This is a genomic window from Microbacterium sp. WCS2018Hpa-9, assembly GCF_031843745.1.
Taxonomy (GTDB): domain Bacteria; phylum Actinomycetota; class Actinomycetes; order Actinomycetales; family Microbacteriaceae; genus Microbacterium.
Genome location: NZ_JAVTIY010000008.1, coordinates 119352 through 139250 on the forward strand (window position 1 = coordinate 119352; position 19899 = coordinate 139250).

The 19899-nt window shown below is 64.7% G+C and carries 26 protein-coding genes; 24 read left to right on the top strand and 2 right to left on the bottom strand.

Annotation, left to right across the window (positions count from 1 at the left end):
* Positions 1-31: 31 nt before the first annotated feature.
* From RQG82_RS16705 to RQG82_RS16770, 14 genes are all read left to right on the top strand, one after another.
* A complete protein-coding gene (locus RQG82_RS16705) occupies positions 32-784 on the top strand; it encodes a hypothetical protein (protein ID WP_311245305.1) in 753 nt (250 codons plus the stop codon).
* Between the two features lie 31 nt (positions 785-815).
* A complete protein-coding gene (locus RQG82_RS16710) occupies positions 816-4031 on the top strand; it encodes a hypothetical protein (RefSeq protein ID WP_311245304.1) in 3216 nt (1071 codons plus the stop codon).
* 236 nt (positions 4032-4267) lie between these two features.
* Positions 4268-4621 (top strand): hypothetical protein, encoded by a 354-nt coding sequence (locus tag RQG82_RS16715; RefSeq protein WP_311245303.1) that lies wholly within the window; start codon positions 4268-4270, stop codon positions 4619-4621.
* 35 nt (positions 4622-4656) lie between these two features.
* A complete protein-coding gene (locus RQG82_RS16720; RefSeq protein ID WP_311245302.1) occupies positions 4657-5091 on the top strand; it encodes a hypothetical protein in 435 nt (144 codons plus the stop codon).
* The gene (locus RQG82_RS16725) at positions 5088-5306 is read left to right on the top strand and encodes a hypothetical protein (RefSeq protein ID WP_311245301.1); all 219 of its coding nucleotides are present in this window, start codon (positions 5088-5090) and stop codon (positions 5304-5306) included. Before RQG82_RS16720 ends, RQG82_RS16725 begins: the two co-directional genes overlap by 4 nt.
* An 8-nt stretch (positions 5307-5314) precedes the next feature.
* Positions 5315-5560 carry a hypothetical protein gene (locus RQG82_RS16730; RefSeq protein ID WP_311245300.1) on the top strand — a complete coding sequence of 82 codons (246 nt, stop codon included), beginning with the start codon at positions 5315-5317 and terminating at the stop codon, positions 5558-5560.
* 100 nt (positions 5561-5660) lie between these two features.
* Complete coding sequence (locus tag RQG82_RS16735; RefSeq protein ID WP_311245299.1) at positions 5661-5834, top strand: hypothetical protein; 174 nt, start codon at positions 5661-5663, stop codon at positions 5832-5834.
* 264 nt (positions 5835-6098) lie between these two features.
* Positions 6099-6416, top strand: coding sequence for a VRR-NUC domain-containing protein (locus tag RQG82_RS16740; protein WP_311245298.1), 318 nt, complete (start codon positions 6099-6101; stop codon positions 6414-6416).
* 224 nt (positions 6417-6640) lie between these two features.
* Positions 6641-7204: a hypothetical protein gene (locus RQG82_RS16745; RefSeq protein WP_311245297.1), complete on the top strand. Its 564-nt coding sequence runs from the start codon at positions 6641-6643 to the stop codon at positions 7202-7204.
* 127 nt (positions 7205-7331) lie between these two features.
* Positions 7332-7709, top strand: coding sequence for a glutaredoxin family protein (locus RQG82_RS16750; protein ID WP_311245296.1), 378 nt, complete (start codon positions 7332-7334; stop codon positions 7707-7709).
* The gene (locus RQG82_RS16755; RefSeq protein WP_311245295.1) at positions 7690-8094 is read left to right on the top strand and encodes a hypothetical protein; all 405 of its coding nucleotides are present in this window, start codon (positions 7690-7692) and stop codon (positions 8092-8094) included. Before RQG82_RS16750 ends, RQG82_RS16755 begins: the two co-directional genes overlap by 20 nt.
* Before the next feature lie 41 nt (positions 8095-8135).
* Complete coding sequence (locus tag RQG82_RS16760; protein WP_311245294.1) at positions 8136-10235, top strand: DEAD/DEAH box helicase family protein; 2100 nt, start codon at positions 8136-8138, stop codon at positions 10233-10235.
* Between the two features lie 82 nt (positions 10236-10317).
* Positions 10318-11808, top strand: coding sequence for a DEAD/DEAH box helicase (locus RQG82_RS16765; protein ID WP_311245293.1), 1491 nt, complete (start codon positions 10318-10320; stop codon positions 11806-11808).
* Entirely contained in the window at positions 11805-12011 is a 207-nt protein-coding gene (locus tag RQG82_RS16770; RefSeq protein WP_311245292.1) for a hypothetical protein, read from the top strand. The genes RQG82_RS16765 and RQG82_RS16770 overlap by 4 nt, the downstream gene beginning before the upstream one ends.
* A 35-nt stretch (positions 12012-12046) precedes the next feature.
* Here RQG82_RS16770 and RQG82_RS16775 read toward each other — a convergent pair whose 3' ends face one another.
* A complete protein-coding gene (locus tag RQG82_RS16775; protein ID WP_311245291.1) occupies positions 12047-12370 on the bottom strand; it encodes a helix-turn-helix transcriptional regulator in 324 nt (107 codons plus the stop codon).
* 121 nt (positions 12371-12491) lie between these two features.
* Entirely contained in the window at positions 12492-12905 is a 414-nt protein-coding gene (locus RQG82_RS16780; protein WP_311245290.1) for a LysM peptidoglycan-binding domain-containing protein, read from the bottom strand.
* Between the two features lie 140 nt (positions 12906-13045).
* Between RQG82_RS16780 and RQG82_RS16785 the strand changes: the two genes are divergently transcribed.
* From RQG82_RS16785 to RQG82_RS16830, 10 genes are all read left to right on the top strand, one after another.
* Positions 13046-14110 (top strand): hypothetical protein, encoded by a 1065-nt coding sequence (locus RQG82_RS16785; protein WP_311245289.1) that lies wholly within the window; start codon positions 13046-13048, stop codon positions 14108-14110.
* Between the two features lie 84 nt (positions 14111-14194).
* On the top strand, positions 14195-14506 hold the full coding sequence (locus RQG82_RS16790) for a hypothetical protein (RefSeq protein ID WP_311245288.1): 312 nt from the start codon (positions 14195-14197) through the stop codon (positions 14504-14506).
* A complete protein-coding gene (locus RQG82_RS16795; protein WP_311245287.1) occupies positions 14506-15198 on the top strand; it encodes a hypothetical protein in 693 nt (230 codons plus the stop codon). Before RQG82_RS16790 ends, RQG82_RS16795 begins: the two co-directional genes overlap by 1 nt.
* Positions 15199-15229: 31 nt before the next feature.
* Entirely contained in the window at positions 15230-15652 is a 423-nt protein-coding gene (locus RQG82_RS16800) for a hypothetical protein (protein WP_311245286.1), read from the top strand.
* Positions 15649-16116, top strand: coding sequence for a hypothetical protein (locus RQG82_RS16805; RefSeq protein ID WP_311245285.1), 468 nt, complete (start codon positions 15649-15651; stop codon positions 16114-16116). Before RQG82_RS16800 ends, RQG82_RS16805 begins: the two co-directional genes overlap by 4 nt.
* Positions 16113-16433 carry a hypothetical protein gene (locus RQG82_RS16810; protein ID WP_311245284.1) on the top strand — a complete coding sequence of 107 codons (321 nt, stop codon included), beginning with the start codon at positions 16113-16115 and terminating at the stop codon, positions 16431-16433. The genes RQG82_RS16805 and RQG82_RS16810 overlap by 4 nt, the downstream gene beginning before the upstream one ends.
* Before the next feature lie 26 nt (positions 16434-16459).
* Positions 16460-17422, top strand: coding sequence for a hypothetical protein (locus RQG82_RS16815; RefSeq protein WP_311245283.1), 963 nt, complete (start codon positions 16460-16462; stop codon positions 17420-17422).
* A gap of 103 nt (positions 17423-17525) precedes the next feature.
* A complete protein-coding gene (locus tag RQG82_RS16820; RefSeq protein WP_311245282.1) occupies positions 17526-17966 on the top strand; it encodes a hypothetical protein in 441 nt (146 codons plus the stop codon).
* Between the two features lie 234 nt (positions 17967-18200).
* Positions 18201-18590: a hypothetical protein gene (locus RQG82_RS16825; RefSeq protein ID WP_311245281.1), complete on the top strand. Its 390-nt coding sequence runs from the start codon at positions 18201-18203 to the stop codon at positions 18588-18590.
* A 50-nt stretch (positions 18591-18640) separates the two neighbouring features.
* Positions 18641-19894 (top strand): AAA family ATPase, encoded by a 1254-nt coding sequence (locus RQG82_RS16830; RefSeq protein WP_311245280.1) that lies wholly within the window; start codon positions 18641-18643, stop codon positions 19892-19894.
* Positions 19895-19899 lie beyond the last annotated feature (5 nt).

A 19899-nucleotide genomic window follows, 5' to 3' on the forward strand; every position in this document is an offset into this window, starting at 1 on the left:
CCCATCCACTGACCCTCCGGAGAGGAGCACCATGTCCGAGCCCATCTACGAGGCCCTCATCGCGCAGCGACGAGGCGACAACTCAGAGGCTTACCTCTCGCTCCCCCAGGAAGACCTGGTGGACGAACTCGAGATCTGCGCCGACTTCGCCGACGGCACCCTTCGCGGTGACCTCGTGCCCCTCGCCCACTTCATGCGCAACCGGATCGCCGCAGCTCTTCGCACCGCGGCCGCAGCACTTCGCTCTTCACGTGCCGCCCCCGCCCCTACCGGTCACCTCCTGGACCGCGTCGAGGAGGCCATCGAACGAGTGCTCCGCCAGCACGACATCGACCCCGTCGTCAAGCGCCCCGGCTTGGGCTCCGAATGGGCCGCGCGCGTCGCTGCTCGAGCGGCGATCGCCGAAACGCTCAAGCTCAGCGCCGACACCGCCAATCGCGGCATCGAACGGATGGCGAGCGAGCGAGCTCGGCAGATCCATGAAGAGGGCCACGAACCCGCTGCGGACATCGGACGCTCTCGCGAGCTGATGGCAGCCGCGCGCTGCTATCTCGAAGCAGCCGACTACGGCGCTGACGCCTGGCACGACCGAGACGGACGCTACCTGCCGCCCGGCGGCTGGCCCTGGCCGCCTGCGGCTTGGAAGCCGTCCGAGGACGCGAGTCGCAACCTCGAGATCGCCGGTGCGCTCATAGCCGCAGCGTTCGATGCAGACGCGGCAGAACGCGCCATCGCCGAAGCCGTACCCGCGAAACGCCCGAAGCGGCGGCCTCGCTTCACCTGACCCCCACGACACCAAGAGGAAGGAATCTCGCATGTCGAATGCTCTCTTGGCGCCCACCCCCGACGCGCAGCTGACGAAGGCGGCCCGTCCAGTGACGGCGAAGACCGCGAGCTTCGTGTTCTACGACATCGAGGCGCTGAACAACGTCTGGACCCTCTGCGCGTACGCCCCGCGCACCAACACGATCGATGCGTTCTACCTGATCGACCCGACCGGACCTCTCGCCGCGGAGATCGCGGAGAAGCCGGTCAGCCTGCAGGACGCAGCTGAGATGATCATCGCCTCGAACCCCGCCTTCCAGATGGTCGACGGCATGAAGCGCACCGTCAGGCTGCACGACCTGTCCACGTGGCCGGGCAACCTCGCTCTCGCGCAGATGTTCGGGCTCAGCGACGCCGACTCCGTCAACGACCCCGACTCGCGCTCGTCGTACTCGTCGTTCCTCCGGCCGGTCTGCGACACGGACCCTGAGTACGACCCCTTCGAAGCGCACCCCTACTTCGTTGGGTACAACTCGTACAGCTACGACACCACGATTCTGGCGCTGTACTTCATGGAGGCCTTCTCGCATCTCCCGCGTGCGCTCTCGCAGAACCAGCACGCGGCCACCGGCTTCATGCCCCCGGCCGCATCTCGCCTCCGTTCCTACAACGACGAGATGTTCCAGGAGCCGTACAAGAAGTACATGCACACGTACCTCACCGAGGGTCGTGTGGCCGGCGGCAAGAAGTACGGCAGCGTGCCGAACCGGATCCGGGCGTCGATGATCAACTCCGGTCGTCACATCGATGCCGCGCGTCTCAACGAGGCGCAGCGGATGGTCGCCCTGAAGCGGCAGCTCGGCGGCCTGGGTCGCCAGATCATGGAGAGCGACAAGCTCGACTCGCGCAACGCGACGGTCGAGACGCTCCAGCAGTTCTACGAGCTGCTGGCCTACAACGTCTCCGACGTCGTCGGTCTCGCGAAGCTCTTCGAGCACCCCACCTACGCTTCAGGCTTCGACCTGAAGAAGGGCCTGATCGACGAGTACCCCGAGACCATCTACGAGAAGTCGCGATTCTCCAGCAGCCCGAACATCAGCCCCAAGGCTGTTCGACGCGGCCGCCTGACTCCCGACGCATCCTCGGCGAAGCTCGTAGGTCTCATCCTGAGCCCCTACGGCAACCTGGACGACCTCGAGGCTGTCAGCTTCATGTACCCGTCTGAGATGGTCGCGAAGGAGCGCGGCATCCAGCGCGTCAACGTGCTGGATGAGTGCCGAGCGTTCTTCTACGAGAACATCACCGACGAATCCGCGCGCGCGCAGTTCGACGAGGTGTACCGCTACTACAAGTCGATCGAGGGCCAGAACTTCAACGACTCTCGGGAGTACACCGAGACCTACGGGTTCGACAACCGGCCCATGGTCCTGAAGTACATGCCGAAGACCGCGAACAACCTGCCGTATTTCAATGCGGACGGGTCACCCTCCACGTGCTTCGCCACCTTCTCCACCGGTGGCATCCACGGGGCCGAGGCGGCGTGGGATCGCTACATGGCCGACATCGCGCTCTGGGAGCCGAAGAACGACCTGCTCAATGCGGTCAAGAGGGAGTATCGGGATCCGCTCGTGGTGCGCACCACCAAGGGCGGCGTCACGCTCGCCGATGGGCGGGTCGTGCAGCACGCCGAGGTCCTCGCCTCGAAGTCCACGATCAAGAACCTCAAGGCAATGTCCGAGGCACTCGAGGTCGAATACCCCGGATGGGCAACATGCCCTGAAGAGCTGTTCGACCACGAGCGCTACCGCGAGATCGCCGCCCGCTTCCCGTCCGTCGGGTACAAGGAATCGCTCCCGAAGCCGGAGCTGTTCAAGGTGCTCAAGGACGGCTCGACGAAGCTGAACAAGAAGTACACCTACACCTCGGTCGACACCGCGATCCACGAGGACTTCACGAGCTACTACCCGAACATGCTCCGCAACATGAGCGCGTTCTACAACGCCGAGCTCGGGGAGGACCGGTACGCGAAGATCCTCGCGGACAAGGATCGCTACGGGCAGATGATGAAGGCGCCGGGGCTGAGCGACGAGGAGAAGACCCGCCTGGGTGTTCTCCGCAACGGGACGAAGCTCATCCTCAACTCGGCATCCGGTGCCGGCGACACGACCCACCACACCCCGATCCGGGTCAACAACGCCATCATCTCGATGCGAATCATCGGACAGCTCTTCTCCTGGCGCATCGGTCAGGCGCAGACGCTGGCAGGCGCCCGGATCATCTCGACGAACACCGATGGTCTTTACTCCGTCCTGGACGAAGAGACCAACAACCGCGTCCTCGCCGAACAGCAGGCGCTGATCAACGTCGAGATCGAGCCCGAGCCGCTCATCATCGTGAGCAAGGACTCGAACAATCGCCTCGAGATGGAGGTGCCAGAGGACCCGGCAACGCCTCTGTGGGAGGCGCCGTTCGTGTCGGCATCGGGCGGCACGCTCGCGTGCTTCAAGGAGCCTCAGCCCACGAAGAGCCTCGCGCACCCCGCGGTGCTCGACTGGGCACTGGTGAGGTACCTCCGATACATCGTGGGTGGATACGTGCCCTCGTGGCGGGACACTCCGATCAGCATCACCGAGCCGCTCGACAGGCGTCTCGGGAAGCAGCTGATGCTCGAGGCGATTCGGAACAGCGACCCCGTGCTCGCCGCACGGCTGTTCCAGAACGTGATCGCCGCCGCCAACGCGACGGTCACGATCCCGTTCGCGGCGGATCCGCTGGATCCGATCGACCCGAAGCTCGATGAGGTCACAAACCCTCGCAAGCTGCAGCACTACAACCGGATGTTCATCGTGCACCAGGGGAAACCCGGAGCCGTGTCCCTCCGGGCAGCCGGTGCGTGGGCCGTGACGCCGGCCTCCAAGGTGAAGCGCGCGAAGGACCAGCTGTCACCGGTGGTGACGGACCCCATAGCGCTGCAGATCCTCCAGGAGAACGGCTACGCGCGCAGCCGGGTCGAGACGACCCAGACGGGCAGGACCCTCCTTCCCGAGGACCAGGACGTCGTTGTTCGCAAGATCAACGGCATCGACCCTGCCTGGAGTGTCCTCATCGAGAACGGTGACCTGCTCTGCATGGGCGACGATGCGCTGCGCGACCTCCTCGGTTGCCTGGACATCGACGCCTACGTGGGTCTTCTCGCCAGCACGTTCGAGGTGAGCTGGATGAACTCCGCGGACGGCTCCGCAGAGGACGAGTCCGACGAGGACTAGAGCGATCTCGCCCATCCCCGCGAAGGGGTCTCAGCTACACGCTGGGGCCCCTTCGTGCCCGCCTCGAGAACGTCGCCAGCGACTAGTGCGCATCGAGAGATAGTGGCTCCGCTCCAGCCATGCCGGACCATCTGGATTGCGAAGGACTCTGATCTCCCCAGACAGAGTCCTTCGCCAGTGCGCTCAGATCCCCAGAAACAAGCCCACCTTCCACTGATCATAGAGACGAGATCACGATGTACGGCACCCTCGACCCTGAGAAATTCCGAGTCGTTACCTCGGGCGATCGGGAGATCGTCGTTCAGCTCGGACCGGTCAGCGCGGAGTACGCCTTGGCCACGGCCAACCCCGACGGGGTCTACACCGGAGTGCTCGCTCTCGAGCCAGGTTTCTACCAGCCCGCCATCGAAGGCGGGAACATCGACTCCTTCACCGACGACCTCGTCGAACGACTTCACCGCGGCCTTCACGCCTACGGCGCCAGCGAGAGAATCGTCGGCTTCGACCACGAGAACGACCTCGTCCTCGTCCAGGTCAGCAACGACGTCTGCGCAGCCGCAGACGAAGACGACGACCACGTTCCCGCCTGACCTCCACCCACTTCGTCGCCCAGAGAGGCACCATTATGACCACCACCGCCGCCGCCCCCGCCCCGTCCCGCGTCTCCGAGCTCGACAACATCGTCAGCTTCATGGGCTCGGACAAGTCCAACGACTGGTCCGCGGAGATCGACGCTCTGCGCGCGATCGAGTCAGAACTCCTTTCGCTTCAGGAAGAGGTCGAGACCTACCGCGCGAACGTCGGTTCGATCGAGAACATCGTGAAGACCAGCCGCTATGCGCGCCTAGGCCAGTTCGCGGCAGTCACGCTCGGTGCGAACGAAGAGCACCGGAGCTCCGACATCACCTCGGACCTGACGACCTTCTGGCAGGCCATCGCTTCGCCGGCCATCGGCGGGCAGAGCGACGAGGACCTCAAGCATTGGCGCACGCTCGCCGATCTGATGGGTATCCGCCACGACGGACCGAAGCCCGAAGAGATCACCGAGGTGGCCGCATGAGCGAGCGCGAAGAGACACTCTCCCTGGACCGCGCGACGCTGACACCCGTGGAGGACGCGCGTTACGAGGACACGACTCAGACGGTCGCGGATCTCGATGGCTCCGACGACGAGGCGACGTGGCTCCAGCCGGGCTACGTGCTGGAGCGCGAAGACGTGGACTACATCCGATCGCTGGTGCTGCCCGCATCCGTGCGGAGCCACCCGAAGCTGTAGGTCGCCCGATGATGACCGCAGTCCGCGACTTCAACGCGCGGCGCAACGCCCGGTTCTGGAACCAGGCGGTGGTGAGCATCACCTGCGACGGAAAGCACTCAGACGGCAAGGGGCGAAGCGTGCGCGATCTCGATGCGCGACTCGGCCGCCAAAGCGCTCGAGCCCAGGGGTGGGCCGTCGCAGTCAAAAACCCGAAGAGTCGTCGTCGACTCGACTACTGCCCCGAACACGAGATCGGAGACATCCATGGCTGAGACCCAGGTCGCCACCCCCTGCCCGGAACCCGACTGCAGAGCCCCCATGGAGCGGACTGCTGATGCAGCGGGCGTCCGTTTTCACTGCCCTGTGTGCCAGATGAGCTGGAGCGAGGCCGAGGTGATCGATCTCGCGGCCGCCGACAAGGCGCCGTGCTCCATGGTCACCGAGAAGCCCTACGACTTCGCGTGGTGCGAGACCCACGATGAGACCTTCCCGCTCGGCAGCATCTGCCCGCTGCATCCGAAAGCCCCGAAGGACGGTGCCCCGTGAGTATGACCGTCAGCATCACCTGTGACGACTGCGGAACCTCTGCCGAGGCCAGCACGGCCTACGACTCCGGTACGAACGAGATCGACTCGGCGCTCGAAGTCGGATGGACGCACGAGGCAGGCGAAGATTTCTGTCCCGACTGCTCCGGCGAAGATGCGGGCGTGGATGACGACCCGTGCCCGGCGTGCGACGCCCCCAAGGCGGAATGCACCAGCCGATCGAACGTCTGCTGCGACGACTGCCGCCACGATCACGGAGACGCCGATGGGTAAGGCCGAGAACTACGTCGAGCACTACCTCCGCGATCGCGTGAAGCGAGCCGGCGGGGTCTGCTGGAAGTTCACCTCTGCCACCTCCGGAGTCCCTGATCGCATCATCGTCCTGAACGGGCACACCGTGTTCGTCGAGACGAAGGCTCCGGGAAGGACCCTCGACCCGCTTCAGCGCGTACGCCGAGACGAGATCCTCGCGTCCGGCGGCGACGCGCGAAAGATCGACAACCGGGACGACGTCGACCTCCTCATCGAGGAGCTCACCCTCGGACGTGATCTGACCTCCCTCGAGAGAAAGGCTGCTGCATGAATCCTCGACCCGTGGGCCACGGCCCCACCCGCATCGAGTGAGCCGCCCCGCCGCGTTCATCGCGTCCCCTCGCCCCTTCGCTGCCGCCCATGCAGGCACCTGTGCCGACTGCGGCGGCAGCTTCGCGCCCGGGGACAGCATCATCCAGGCCGAGGTCGGCTGGGCCCACGCACCGTGCCCGCCAGCACTGCTCCTCGTCCGCTGACCCGATACCGGAGATCACCATGAGCCCCTCTGTTCCGCCTGTTCCCACCACGACCGTCGAGCGAGGGGGTGCGTACGCCCAGAGTCGCTACGCGACGGCTGATCCTGCGCGAGCGCTCGACATCATCACGTCCTACGACGCGGCGACCAAGACCTACGTGTCGATGGTGCGTGCCGTGCACTTCCTGGAGGTCGGGACGGCATTCACGCACGCGCGCGACGCGGAGCTCGCCGGCTACACGCCGAACCGCACCGATCCGGTCGCCAGGGACACACGCGACGGACTCCTCGGCTCTGACCTCCTCGCGCGCCTCGCCTTCGCTCCGCAGATCCCCCAGATGCTGCGGTGGGCGACCGACCCCAAGAAGTACACGCCCGTCGACGTCGCCCGCCCCGCAGCGGCTGCCCATGTCGAGGCGATGGTCTCGCGCACCGACTCCACAGCGCTGAAGGCTCTCAACATCGCTCGAGAAGCCTTCGATGATGCCGGTCATTCCGTCAGCGCACCGGGGCAGGCAGAGCCCGGCGAGTTCTACGTCGAGATCGACGGCGTGAACCTCGCGGTTCGTATCGAGACCCTCTGACCCTCGCACGCGGATCGATTCAGATACGAAGCGAAACGAATAATTCGCCCATAAATCAGGAAATACGGTTAGCCTGTTCTCGGCTGCCCCACACCCTGGGTGCACCGCACCCAGAGAGGACTCCCCTATGACTGCCGACGGCAGCAGCACCGCAACCCTCGAGGCTCCGGCCGAAGCACCCGCGCTCTCGATGACCATCTTCTCGAAGAACGACTGCCACAAATGCGTCGCCACCGAGCGTCTCTTCGAGCGCAAAGGCGTCCCGTTCACAGAGATCAACGTCGAGGAAGACCTCGCACCGCGTGACGAGTTCGGCGGGCTGACGCCGTTCGAGTACGTCGTCGAGAAGTACGGCCGCGAGATGCCCGTCGTGGTCATCAAGTCCGAGGACGGATGGGTCACCGACTGGTGGTCCGGCGGCCGCATGGACAAGTGGACGGAGACCGTCCAGAACTTCGAGGCAGAGAACCTCATCATCCCCGAAGATGAGCGCGTCGTCCGCTGACGCCGCTGCAGACATCGCCCACCTCTGCGACCTGTTCCTCTTCGAGGATCTCGACGCGCAGGGGTGGGCGTTTCTGTACCCGGATGAGTCCGAGTGGGAGTCCCCCGACTGCGACATCATGAGTCGGCGCTTTCTCGAGCTCGCGCGCCGAGAGGGTCTCGACGGCGAGCTCGTGCACGTCACATCCGTCGACGAGGGGCCTCACTGGTTTGCGGTTCTCGCGGACAGCCGTGGGGTCAGCATCGCGGTCGACTGGACAGCGAGACAGTTCTACAACGCCGGCTACCCAGCGTCCCCGACAGACCCCGAGTTGATCCCCTGCCCTCTCATCTTTGCGTGGCCCGGAGCGTATCCTCTCGCGGTCGTCGAGTTCGAAGTCGCATAGGAGCAGCTGCCGCCGCCACCATCCCACGAGTAGGAGTCCACATGGGTACCATCGACAACCTTTCGCGTCGTGCGCTTCGTCCTCACCAGGTGGCCGCGCACGACGACATCGTCAATTCGCTCGAGAGCCTCGACCGTGCACTCTTCGTATCTGCGTGCGGCACGGGGAAGACCATCACGTTGCAGGCGGTATGCAACACAGTCGCCCCTGCAGGTCTGATCGGAGCGTTCTTCCCGTCCCTGTTCCTCGTCGGCCAGACGCTACGCGAATGGCGCACCCAGTACGAAGACCGCTGGAACACCCCCATCGTCGTCTGCTCGGATGCGTCTGTCGCGGACCGCGGTGATGATGAGACCCGTGTCTCCGCAGAGGATCTTGAGGCCTACGGCGCGATAGTCACCACTGATCCCGTCCATCTGTCAGGACTTCTGGCCCAGGCCTCTCCGGATCTGCCGCAGGTCGTCTTCGCGACCTATCACTCAAGCGACAAGATCGCCGAGGCGCAGGCCCGCATGGTCGCCGTCGGGCACCCCGCGGCTTTCGAACTTGTCATACTCGACGAAGCCCATCGGGTGACGCCCGGGAGCGCCCTTGGCCTTCACGTTCTCGACGCTTCGTCGATCCTCGCCCACAAGCGCCTGGCCGCAACCGCAACGCCACGCCAGTTTCACATCACCGCCGAGGGTGAACGTGGCGACGAGGGCGACCTTCTGGACGAGACGATCTATGGCCCCATCGCACACGAGTACGGGTTGCGCCAGGCTATCGGCGACGGGGTTCTCTGTGACTACAGCGTGCACGCAACTGTCATCGCCGAAGAGCACCTTGGCGCACTTGTTGATCTGGACGATGATGAACTCCGCCTCCACCTTGGCGTAGCCGCGCTCCACCGCGCACGCCACCAGCTGGGGGCCGGTCGAATCATCACATACTTGCGAAGCGTCGAACGCGCCCGTCGCTTTGTCCTCATGGCGCAGGATTCGGGTATCGATGCCTTCGTGATTACCGGGGATGACCCAGCCAGCGATAGGCGCGCGATCTTGGAGGCCGCATTCGGCGATTCCCCTCATGGGGTAGTCGCCAACGTGCGGTGCTTGACCGAAGGTGTCGATGTCCCCAACCTCGATGCCGTCCTGTTCGTGGATCCGCGGAAAGCCAAAGTCGACACGGTACAGGCGGTGGGCCGCGTGCTTCGGCGCGCACCCGGGAAGCACGTGGGTCGCATCATCATCCCAGTCCTCGCCGGCCCTGAAGAACCGGACTCTTGGATTGATCGGCCCGGCTGGGACATCATGGCCTCAGTACTTGCGCAGATGGCGGAAAACGACACCGCGATTCGTGGCGAGCTCAGAACCTACGCATCGGTTCCGCGCGATGCCGACGCCGTCGCAAACTACCCGGGGAGTCGACGCATCCACGTCGACTTTCCTCACAACGCGGTGTTCGACCTGGGAGATCGACCGTTCTTCGCGTTCGACACGCTGCTCGCCGATCTCTCGCTGCGCGCCGTCCGCGTCTTCGATCGCGGCTGGGATTGGAACCACCGGCTCCAAGCGGTGCTGGATTTCAAGTCGCAGCACGATCGCCTCCCGAGTAGGTACGCCGGCGACACTGGTGAGTCTCAGCTCGCGAGATGGCTTGCGAAGCAGCGTGCCACCGCGACGAACCAACAATCCGCGGTTCTCGATGATCAGGTACCCGGTTGGAGGGCGACTCGACGATCCGAGTACACCTGGCTGCGAAACCTCGATGCCCTGATCGCGTTTCACGAGATGTATGGGCGAATGCCAAGGAATAACGCTGCCGATCCCATCGAATCGTCGATCGCGGGGTGGGCGCGAGTCCAAAGACGAAGCGTCGATCTTCACGAGGACAGGCGCACTCTCCTCCAGAGCCGGTTTCCAGAGGTGGACTGGAAACCCCGAGAGACGCCTCTCTGGGTCGAACGTTTTGAGGCACTTGATGCGTTCATCAAGGTGCGCGGCAGATTGCCTCGCCCGGACGACGGGCGTGAAGCATTCCGTCTTCGTGGCTGGTTCCAACAACAGGGCAAGTCCAAGCGCCTCTCTGCCGAAAGAGTCGGGCTGTTGAACGAGCGAATGCCGGGATGGCAGCGCAATACATACTCGCCGCCCGCATGAATCTGGCAGTGAAGAAGCCCCCGATGCACTGAGCCCTTGGGGGCTTCTTCACGCGCCCACACACCCGACCCTGGAGGTCATCGTGACGTTCACCATGCCGACGCTCCTTCCCCATCAGGAGATCGTGCGCGAATTCATCATCCGCAACCCCAAGTGCGGCATCTTCCTCACGATGGGCGGCGGCAAGTCGCTCTGCACCCTGACCGCGCTCGCGCACGTACGCCCGGCCGGTCACATCCTCGTCGTCGCGCCGATCAACATCGCTCGCTCCACATGGGTCGACGAGATCGCGAAGTGGGGCTTCCCCCTGAGGGCGGTCAGTCTGATCGTCGACGAACGCGACAAGAAGCTGAGCAAGCAGAAGCGGCTCGCGCGCTATGAGGAGATCTTCAACTCTCCGCCCTCGATGTACTTCATCAACGTGGATCTGATCACCGATCTGGTCGACAACATGCCGGTGGAGCAGATCGACGGCGTTGACACGATCCTCTGGCCGTTCCAGACGGTGATCGTTGATGAATCGCAGACGCTGAAGGGTCACTCCGGCGTCCGCTTCGGCGCACTCGCGAAGGTCGCCGGCGCCACGATCCGCTTCATCGAGCTCACCGGAACCCCGACCCCCAACGGGCTAGAGGATCTCTGGAGCCAGATGTTCCTGCTCGATGGCGGACTCGCGCTCGGTCGTTCGATCACGGAGTTCCGCGACCGCTACATGACGCCGGACCTCATCGTGCAGAACCGTGTGGCGAAGTGGAAACCTCGTCCCGGAGCCGAGGAGGAGATCTACGCCCGCGTTCGCCACCTGGTCATGAGCGCAGAGAATACGAAGATCCCGATGCCTGAGGTCTCCGTCGAGGACATCTCTGTGGTGCTCCCCAGCGACGTGCTGGACGCCTACAAGCAGTTCACCCGTGACCAGGTTCTGTATCTCGCGAGCCCTGACGAGGACAACCCCGGAACGCTCACGCTCACGGCCGACAACGCAGCGATCCTCTACGGGAAGCAGCTGCAGTACGCATCGGGAACGATGTACGTCGACGAAGACCGCAACTACGCGGTCATCCACGAAGAGAAGTTGGCGATGGCCGACTACCTCATCCGGAACAACGGCGGCTCGCCCGTGCTCATCGCCTATCGCTACCGCTCGGACAAGAAGCAGCTGCTGAAATACCTGGCGGCCGCGGGGCACGACGTCCGAGCGTTCGACGGCAGCCGCGACATGATCGCGCAGTGGAACGCGGGACGGATCCCCGTGATGATCCTGCAGCCCGCGAGCGCGGGCCATGGGCTCAACCTGCAAGACGGTGGCTTCACGCTGATCTGGTACACGCTGCCCGATTCGCTCGAGCACTACCTGCAGACGAACGCTCGCCTCGCTCGCATGGGGCAGCCGCACCCCGTCACGATCTACCGTCTCCTCACCAAGGGGACGCGTGACGAGAAGATGCCTGGCATGCTCCGAAGGAAGTACCTGGTGCAGCAGGGGCTCCTGGATGCTGTCCGCATCGAGATCGTCGAGATCGATGAGGACGTCGCAGAGATCCTCGGCGAACTCGCACTGGCGGCCGCGTGAGTGCCGCGAGCGTCACGCAGAACGACGGCGCCGGAATCGACATCCGACCCGGCGTCGTCGTCGTCGACCTGGCGACAGTGGACCTTCGCACTCTCACCCGAGACGACCTGGCCGACTGCTTCGAGGATGCGACAGGGCAGCTGCGTGAGAAGGAGGCTCATCCGCTGGATGACGTCGGCGACATCGACAACTGGCCGCTCTGACGACACGCCCTGGGCGACTGGGCGATCGCCTCTGACTACGGCTGGATCGATCCCCGTCTTGCTCGGAGCGCGATCTCCTGGGCCAGCTCAACATCGGTGAAAGCGCTGAGGCCCAGCGGCTCGACCGTGATGGTCTCGGAAAGCTCATCCGGCTCGAGGTGCCCTGCGGCGACGAGTCCTTCGAGCGGTGACCGACCGTACTCCCGCGAGACGCGGATGGCCTCCTTCACTGTGGGAGGCCTCTCGGAGCGACGCCAGTAGCTCACCTTGGAGTCGGACACCCCGAGGCGCCGAGCGACTTCGGCGCCGGATGCGCCGGCGGTGAGCCTGCGAAAGTACGTGCCCCAGTCGTCGCTCATCAATCCAGTGTCTCCGTGCTCCTCGAAGGCGTGCAAATCCGGCGCTGGTTGTCCAACTCCCGGAGAAGACGAAGACCCCGCGGCTCCGAGGAGAGCGGGGTCTTCGTCAAGGTCTGATGGGTTACTGGCCAGCCACAGGCGGTATGTACAGGTACGGCACGCGGAGAACTGCGCCCTCGGAGATCACGTTGATGTCGCGCACTGCGTTGTATTCGGCGATCGCGTCCACACTCACACCGAGTTCCGCAGAGATCGACGTGAGGGTGTCCCCTCGCTCGATGTAGTAGATCGTGTCTTCCTGAGGAGCTTCCAGATTCTGATCGCTATCGCGATCCGGGGGTGTTGAAGGGTCCGAAACCGGTGTCTCGACACCGGTGGTCGGTGCCGGCTGAGCCGGGTAGCGCGGGTTCGCCATCGCGCCCGCTGCGCCAGCAACTCCGACGATCAGGACAGCGACGAGTGCGAGCGCCGCGACACCTGCCGCGATCACAGGAACCATCCGGTTCTGGCTGTTCGCCGCCTGCTCTTCGGTCATCGCATGCCTCTCGTTTCTGTGGAAGGAGCGAACTCGAACCGGAACCCAAATTCGCTCATTTATCAGTATATCTGAGCACCGCTCGACTTACGAGCCCCATCACTTCACAGAGTCAAACCCGAACCAGAAAGCAGGTCACAATGACCAAGATCGCCGCCGAGTCCCTCCGCGAGGGTCAGCAGATCATCGTCAAGGGACTGACGTCCTTCTCCCGCATCGCCAAGGTCATCGACGGTGAGGCTCTCGCCGCCCGCATCAAGCAGGAGCGCGACCGCGGGGCCTACTACCCCACGGAAGTCCCGCACACCACGATCAGCCTCGTCGACGCGCAGGTCGCCTACGCCAACCCGGCGGCGCCGACGAACGAGGAGCTGTTCGTCTCGCAGAAGCTCTTCGCTCTGAAGAAGGGCGACAACGCTGGCCGCACGGGCTTCAGCATCGACAACAAGTCGACCACGCTGCCCGTCGTGCTCGAGCCGGACCCCGACAACGAGGGTCAGTTCCGCCAGGTCATCCTGGAGCGCGACCTCGCGAGCGACCTCCCGGTCACGCTCGTGATCAACGTCTTCGCGCCGAAGAACTACGCGAAGAAGGGTCTCGGTCTCCAGCAGGTCGTCGTGCACGAGCCCGTGCGCTACTACGGCTCCGCCGGCATCGACACCGCAGCCCTCCAGGCGCGTGGCATCGTCGTCAACGGCCCCGTCGTCACCGTCAAGGGTGCGACCCCTGCGGCAGCCCCTGCTGCCACCGCGGCGGCCGCGGCTCAGTTCCAGCAGGAGGCGCAGCTGACCGGCTTCCCGACCCCGCTGAACACCGGTGTCGACGCGAGCGGGTTCCCCGTCCCGATGCCGGGCGCGCAGGGCATCGCTCCTGCGGCAGCCCCGGCTGTCGCGCAGTTCCCGGTCTCGACCCCGGCTGCAGCGCCGGTGGCCCAGGCGGCTCCCGTCGCTCAGGTCGCACCCGTGGCTCAGGCTGCGCCGGCCGCCGCTCCGGCTGCGGCCGCCGCAACGGGCGAGACACCCGAGCAGGAGCTGGCTCGTCTGCGTCAGCAGCTGGCGAACTCCGAGGCCGCGAACCTCGCGTCCGGTGGCCCTTCGGCGTTCGACGGCGCCGTTCCGGCGGCTGCGGCTCCCGTGGCTGCGGGCGCCGGCTCGCTGTCGCCGTGGGACCTCCCCGGCCAGGCGCCGGCCGCGTTCCAGGGCTGACCCAGCCCACCCATGAAGAAAGGCCCGGTGCTTACGCCCGGGCCTTTCTTCATTTCACACCTTCCCCGACATCACGGAGTTTCGATGACGACCGCACCCGCCGCAACTGATCCCCGCACCATCGCGACCCAGGCGCTCACCTACTACGAGTCCGCGGACCCGAAGACCATCAGCCGCAGGGACACCATGACCGGCGATTCCTACAGCGTGCTCGATGCCGCCTCCCAGCTCGCGGCCGCGGTGCGTCTCCTCCTCGAGTCGCAGCCGTTGACGAGAGAGATGACCACGCCCGAGATGCTGTCGCATCTGCAGCTGGACTATCGCCCCTCCGTCGACGACGAGGAAGCACCCAGCTGGCACATCCGCGACCAGCACATCGAACGCGAGGAGGACTGATGAGCGCCAGAACGATCCCTGACGGCTTCTGGCCTCAGATCGATGACCAGCTCGCCCGCATCTCGACGGCACCCGTCGACACGTTCGACGCTGTGCGTGAGATCCTCCTCGATCCTCGATACGACCAGATCGTCACGGAGAACGACCGCAACGCCAAGCGCGTCTTCGACGCTGACTCGGCGTTCTTCGCCGGCTCCGGAGGGGACGCTCAGCTCAAGAGCGCCCTGATCCGCGGGCAGTGGCGAATCGTCCGCTTCTCCTCCTCGCACTACTACGTCATGCGCTCGATCCTCGGGGAGACACTGACGTACTGCGAGGGCGATGTCCTCCGCGGCGACCACATGTTGCCACCTCTGTCGTCGAACACCTCCTCTGAGCCCGTGGGTTTCCATCGCCTCTGGATCAAGAGTGCCTCGGCATCTGATCAGGGCGCGGCCACGGCCCCAGAGGGCGCGGCTAAGCAGCTGGAGACGTACACGGCTGCGGCTGCAGCTCGTCTTCCGCTGACGGAGTACGACGAGCTTCGCCGAGACCAGTGGGAACCGTGGTCTACCGCCCACCGCTGGACCCATGGTGTCGCATCGAGCGCTGACCGTCTCAAGAGTGCACTCGACCGTCCAGACACTGCGGGCAAGCCGCAGGCCATCGAGGCGGCGGCCAACGAGCTGCTGCGAATGCTCGGTCACCGATAACCCGAATTCAACTCTGCCCATGGAGGCATGCATGACCATCAAGTCGGACAGTGAGCAGACGCTTCAGCAGGCCCTCGCCGCGTGGGACGCGCTCAACCCGGGAGACCCCTCCGGGGAGGTCGAATCCGCCGCTGAGGCTCTCGCCGTGGCGGCTCGTGCGATCAGCGCGGCGCCGGTATGTACACGTTGTACACAATGCGGTCAGCAGGCAGAGGTGAAGAGCCCGATGCTCATCGCACGCGAAGCGATGGACCGCGCCTACGGCATCGACAGCCCATGGGAAGAGCCCAACCCGTACGGCGAAGAAGGGTTCACGCGAGCCCAGGCCGAGTCGGACATCGACGCTGACGAAATCATCTCCGTCATCGTCTCCGCCATCGAAGCCGATCGCGCGAACCGACGGATTCCCTCGCGCTTCGCCGCGACACCCGAGCACGAAGGACCCAGCAAGTGACCGTTTTCAGCCTCAACATCCAGATCGACGGCGACAAGGTCGCCACGTCGGCCGACGTCGCCGGCCATCTCCGCGCACTCGCGGACAGGCTCTCCGCCGAAGTCATCCCGATGGTCGAAGCGAACGCCCTGTCCCACGACCAGTACATCGCGCATTTCGATCGCAGCATCCAGGCGGACGGGCAGCTCGTCGGATCGTGGAACGTCGAGGAGCCGCTGCAGTACCTCGCCCAGAAGCGCTGGTTCCCTGAGGACTTCGAGTCGCGCCTCGAGGAGCGCATCGACGACGGAGTGATTCCGGAGCTCACCGAGTCGCAGAAGCGCGGAGTCATCGACTCCCTCACGACCGGCGACTGCAAGATCCTCACGAACTGCGATGACGACTGGGTCGCCGTGGACATCATCCTCGATGACGTTCTCAGGAATCAGGGATTCGTGACCTCAGATGAGGAGGGAGCCGAGTGAACACCGCGGCCCCCGATGACCCCTCGATGTCGGACGCGCACACCGATCCCGTCATGGTCGCCATGTGGAACGCGCAGCCGGAGCTCCCCGATGGCGAGAGCTACTTCGAGCCGACCATGACCATCTCGGTCACCGAGACGATCATCACCACATACAACGTCACCGAGTCACAGCTGGCAGCACTCTCGCTGCCATTCGATGCAGACGAGCTCGAGGAGCGTGACGGCGACTTCATCACCACCTCGCTCTCCGAGCAGCACGACGCCACGACCGAAAGCGTCATCGAACGCGATCTCACCTTCACCATCGCCAAGTAGTCGCCGTCGGCGCAGAGAGGAACCACGTGAGTCCCACCGACCCACGCTCCGCGTACCCGGAGTTCTACAACAACCCCATCATCGGCGCGATCGCCGGCATCCCCAGATGGACCGTGTCCGACAACGAGAAGGTCCCCATCAACATGCGGGAGCTCATGACCTCCGGCCGCATCTGGGGAGCGCACGAGATCAGCGAACAGTGCCTCGTGAGCCTTCCCGATCTCACGGACGCTCTCCCGTCGGCATCGAACAACGCCTTCTACCTGCGGGCGCAGACCGATGGTGTCCTCGTTCTCGACATCGAGCCGAAGTGCCCGCCGGAAGTGGCGCGGGAGCTCCTCGCTCTGCCGAACCTGTATGACGAGCTCTCGATGAGCGGCAACGGCTATCACCTCGTGATGCCGATGCCGGCCAACTTCTGGGACTACCCGATCGCCACCGGCAAGCTCGTGCTGAAGGAGACCCACGGCTGGTACGAGATCCTCCTCGACCACTGGGTCACCTTCACCCGCAAGCCCATCCCCGAAGGCCGCAGGGTGGACAAGAACTTCGAGCCGGGTGCATGGGAGCAGCTCTACGACTCCCTGGCCAAGAACGCTGTCGAGGCGCCCACCGTCGACTTCAACCTCGATGACACCAGGCCCGAGATACCCCGACGTGAGCAGATCCTCGATCTGATGACGCGGGTTGCCGTCACCAAGGGGATCGACGACTACCACGGTGACGCCTCCCGGTACGAGTTCGGCACTCTCGCGGTGCTCTTCAACCGACTGAAGACGATCCTCATCGCGATCCGGGAGGCCGAGCCGGACTTCGACTACAACGAGTCCGCGATCGCATGGCTTCTCTTTGAGGCCGCCACCCAGATCCTTCCGCCGCGCGACAAGCACATGGAGACGCGAAACGGCATGCCCCTCCTGCTCAACACCGCTGTCGCTCTCGTCGCGAGACGGCTCGGCGACCAGCAGGCCGAGGACGCCAAGGGATAGCTCCCCACCGCAGCACATCATCCAGAGCCAAGTCGCGGACACAGTCCGTGATGCGGCAGCCGCAAGCGCAGCGCGCAGCATTCGACAGAGCCTAGGAGGGCCCGTGTCACACCCCACAACTGAAGAGACGACGGATCCCAACGTCGTCCACGTCATCCAAAGCACGTATCACTCGCGTGATGAGGACGGTCGCCCCACCGCTACCGACAGCATCCTCGAGAACGAAGGATGGTTCGCCGATGCGGAGTCGGCCTCGATCCGATGCGCACAGCTCAATGAGCAGAACAGATCGATCTACGACGTGGCCATGAGCCGCGCCAGGCGAGATCGCGAGTCGAAGATCGCAGCGGCGGAACAGACGAACCGCGAGGCCGCCATCCTCCGCGCGAACGGCATCGAGAAGCCGTCCGTGTATGTGCCGGCCGAGTTCGTCCCGACACCTTTCGAGGGATACGTCCCTGACCACAGCCACACCAGCTACACGGTCATGTCGATCGACCGATCAGATCACGACGGCATCGCTCAGGCAGTGGATCCTGACTGACGCCATGGAAACGGGGGGCGGACACCGGGAACGGAACCGGTGTCCGACTCTGCGTTCCGCAGAAGTCTCTCTGGCCTCGTGGCCAGAGCAGCTGCGCAGTGCGCAGCCGGGAGTAGTTGCGACGACCGGAGCAGGGGCATAAGCCCTGCCCGGTGTCGCTGGAGGAAGGGCTCGCCTTCCACGGGGGACTTTCGTGTCCCCTTTCCAGTTTCGACTCGCCTGGCTGGAGGACTCGTGACCAGAAGAACCGTCATGGCCGGCCAGTTCGGACCTGCATCGCTTCGCAACGGAGCACGCAGCGTCTATGTCTGCCTCCCCGACACGACATCGATCCACCAACACGAACGCATCAGTGTCGTACTCGCTGGCCTCGTTCGAGCATCCGATCGACTGCTCTACGCGCCCGCGGCGAATACCGCGGCGCCTGTCATCGCATTCGCCGAGAAGTACGGCAACCCCGCCTCCTCGATCGTCGATGAGCGACCGCCGCCGGATCTGATCCTCATCGTGATCGACCCTCTCGGCGATAACGCCTCCGCACTCGAAGCTCGTGCTCTGGCGACCCACGGCAACTCCGACATCGTCATCGCCGAGTTGCCCGAACTCATCAGCACCCCGCTCTGACCCTCAGACCGCATCATCTCCGGCCCTGCCGACAAGACAAGGAAATCGACATGAAGTTCTCCGACACTCTCACCGAGATCGTCAGCCTCGACCTCAAGGTGGGCGCAGTCCCCGCCCTGATGGGCGAACCTGGGATCGGCAAGTCCTCGTTCGTCGAGAGCCTGGCAAAGGCGATGGACACGCGGGCGTTCACCCTCCCCTGCAACCAGCTCGCGGACAAGGCCGACCTCACCGGCGCACGCCTCGTGCCGTACGAGCACAACGGCGAGCAGAAGTGGAAGCAGGTCTTCTACCCGCACCAGGTGATCCAGGACGCGATCGACTACGCCAACGACAACCCGCGTGAGTGGCCGATTCTCTTCCTCGATGAGATCAACCGCTCCACTTCGGACGTCACCTCGGCCGCCCTCTCGCTTCCGACCCAGCGCAGCATCGGGTCGCAGGCGCTCCCGTCGAACCTTCGACTGATGATCGCCGGGAACACCAAGGGCAACGTCACCACCCTCGACCAGGCCTCGCTGTCTCGGTTCTCGATCTACAACGTCGAGCCTGACGCCCAGACGCTGATCAGCGTGCTGCCCAACCTCAACGCGTACGTCGCCGCCGTGCTCGCCAAGCACCCGCACCTGATCTTCGCCACGAGCACGCCGATGGTCGCGGCGATGGTCGACAGCGGTCCGAACGACGACGACGATGACGACGCACAGACCACGATGCTCATGACCGACATCATGGACGCCGGTGACGAGATGCTCCAGCTCACGACGCCTCGCACCATCGACGCCGTGAGCCGCTGGCTCAACGAGATCGACCCGTCCAAGCTCGCCGAGTGGATCCAGCAGACCACGGTCGCCGCAGACGGCTCCGAGGTCACGGTGCTCGCAGAGGCCGTCGAGGCGCACATCGGACGCACCGAGTTCGCCAAGCACTTGGTCGCCGAGATCGCGGTCGCGCTGAACTCCGGCGCCGCAGCCCAGCTGCAGCAGCTCACGGCTCCCAAGCCGAACTGCTTCACCGACCTCAAGGGCGCCCCGACGGTCGACCATCTCGAGGCGATCATCAACGGGCTCACCGACCACGAGAAGTCCGGTTCGCTGCTCTATGCGCTCTTCGAGCGTGTGGACAACAAGGTGATCGTGCAGCAGCTCGCGCAGCAGACCACCGAGCTGGAGCAGGCGCACGCCCGTCGTCTCATGGAACTGGCCATGGCGAACCAGCTCGAGGAGGACAACGTCACCGCGCTGTTCAACACGAGCACGCCCGTCGGCGAGACCGCGAAGGCGATGCTCAGCGCCTTCATGTGACACCC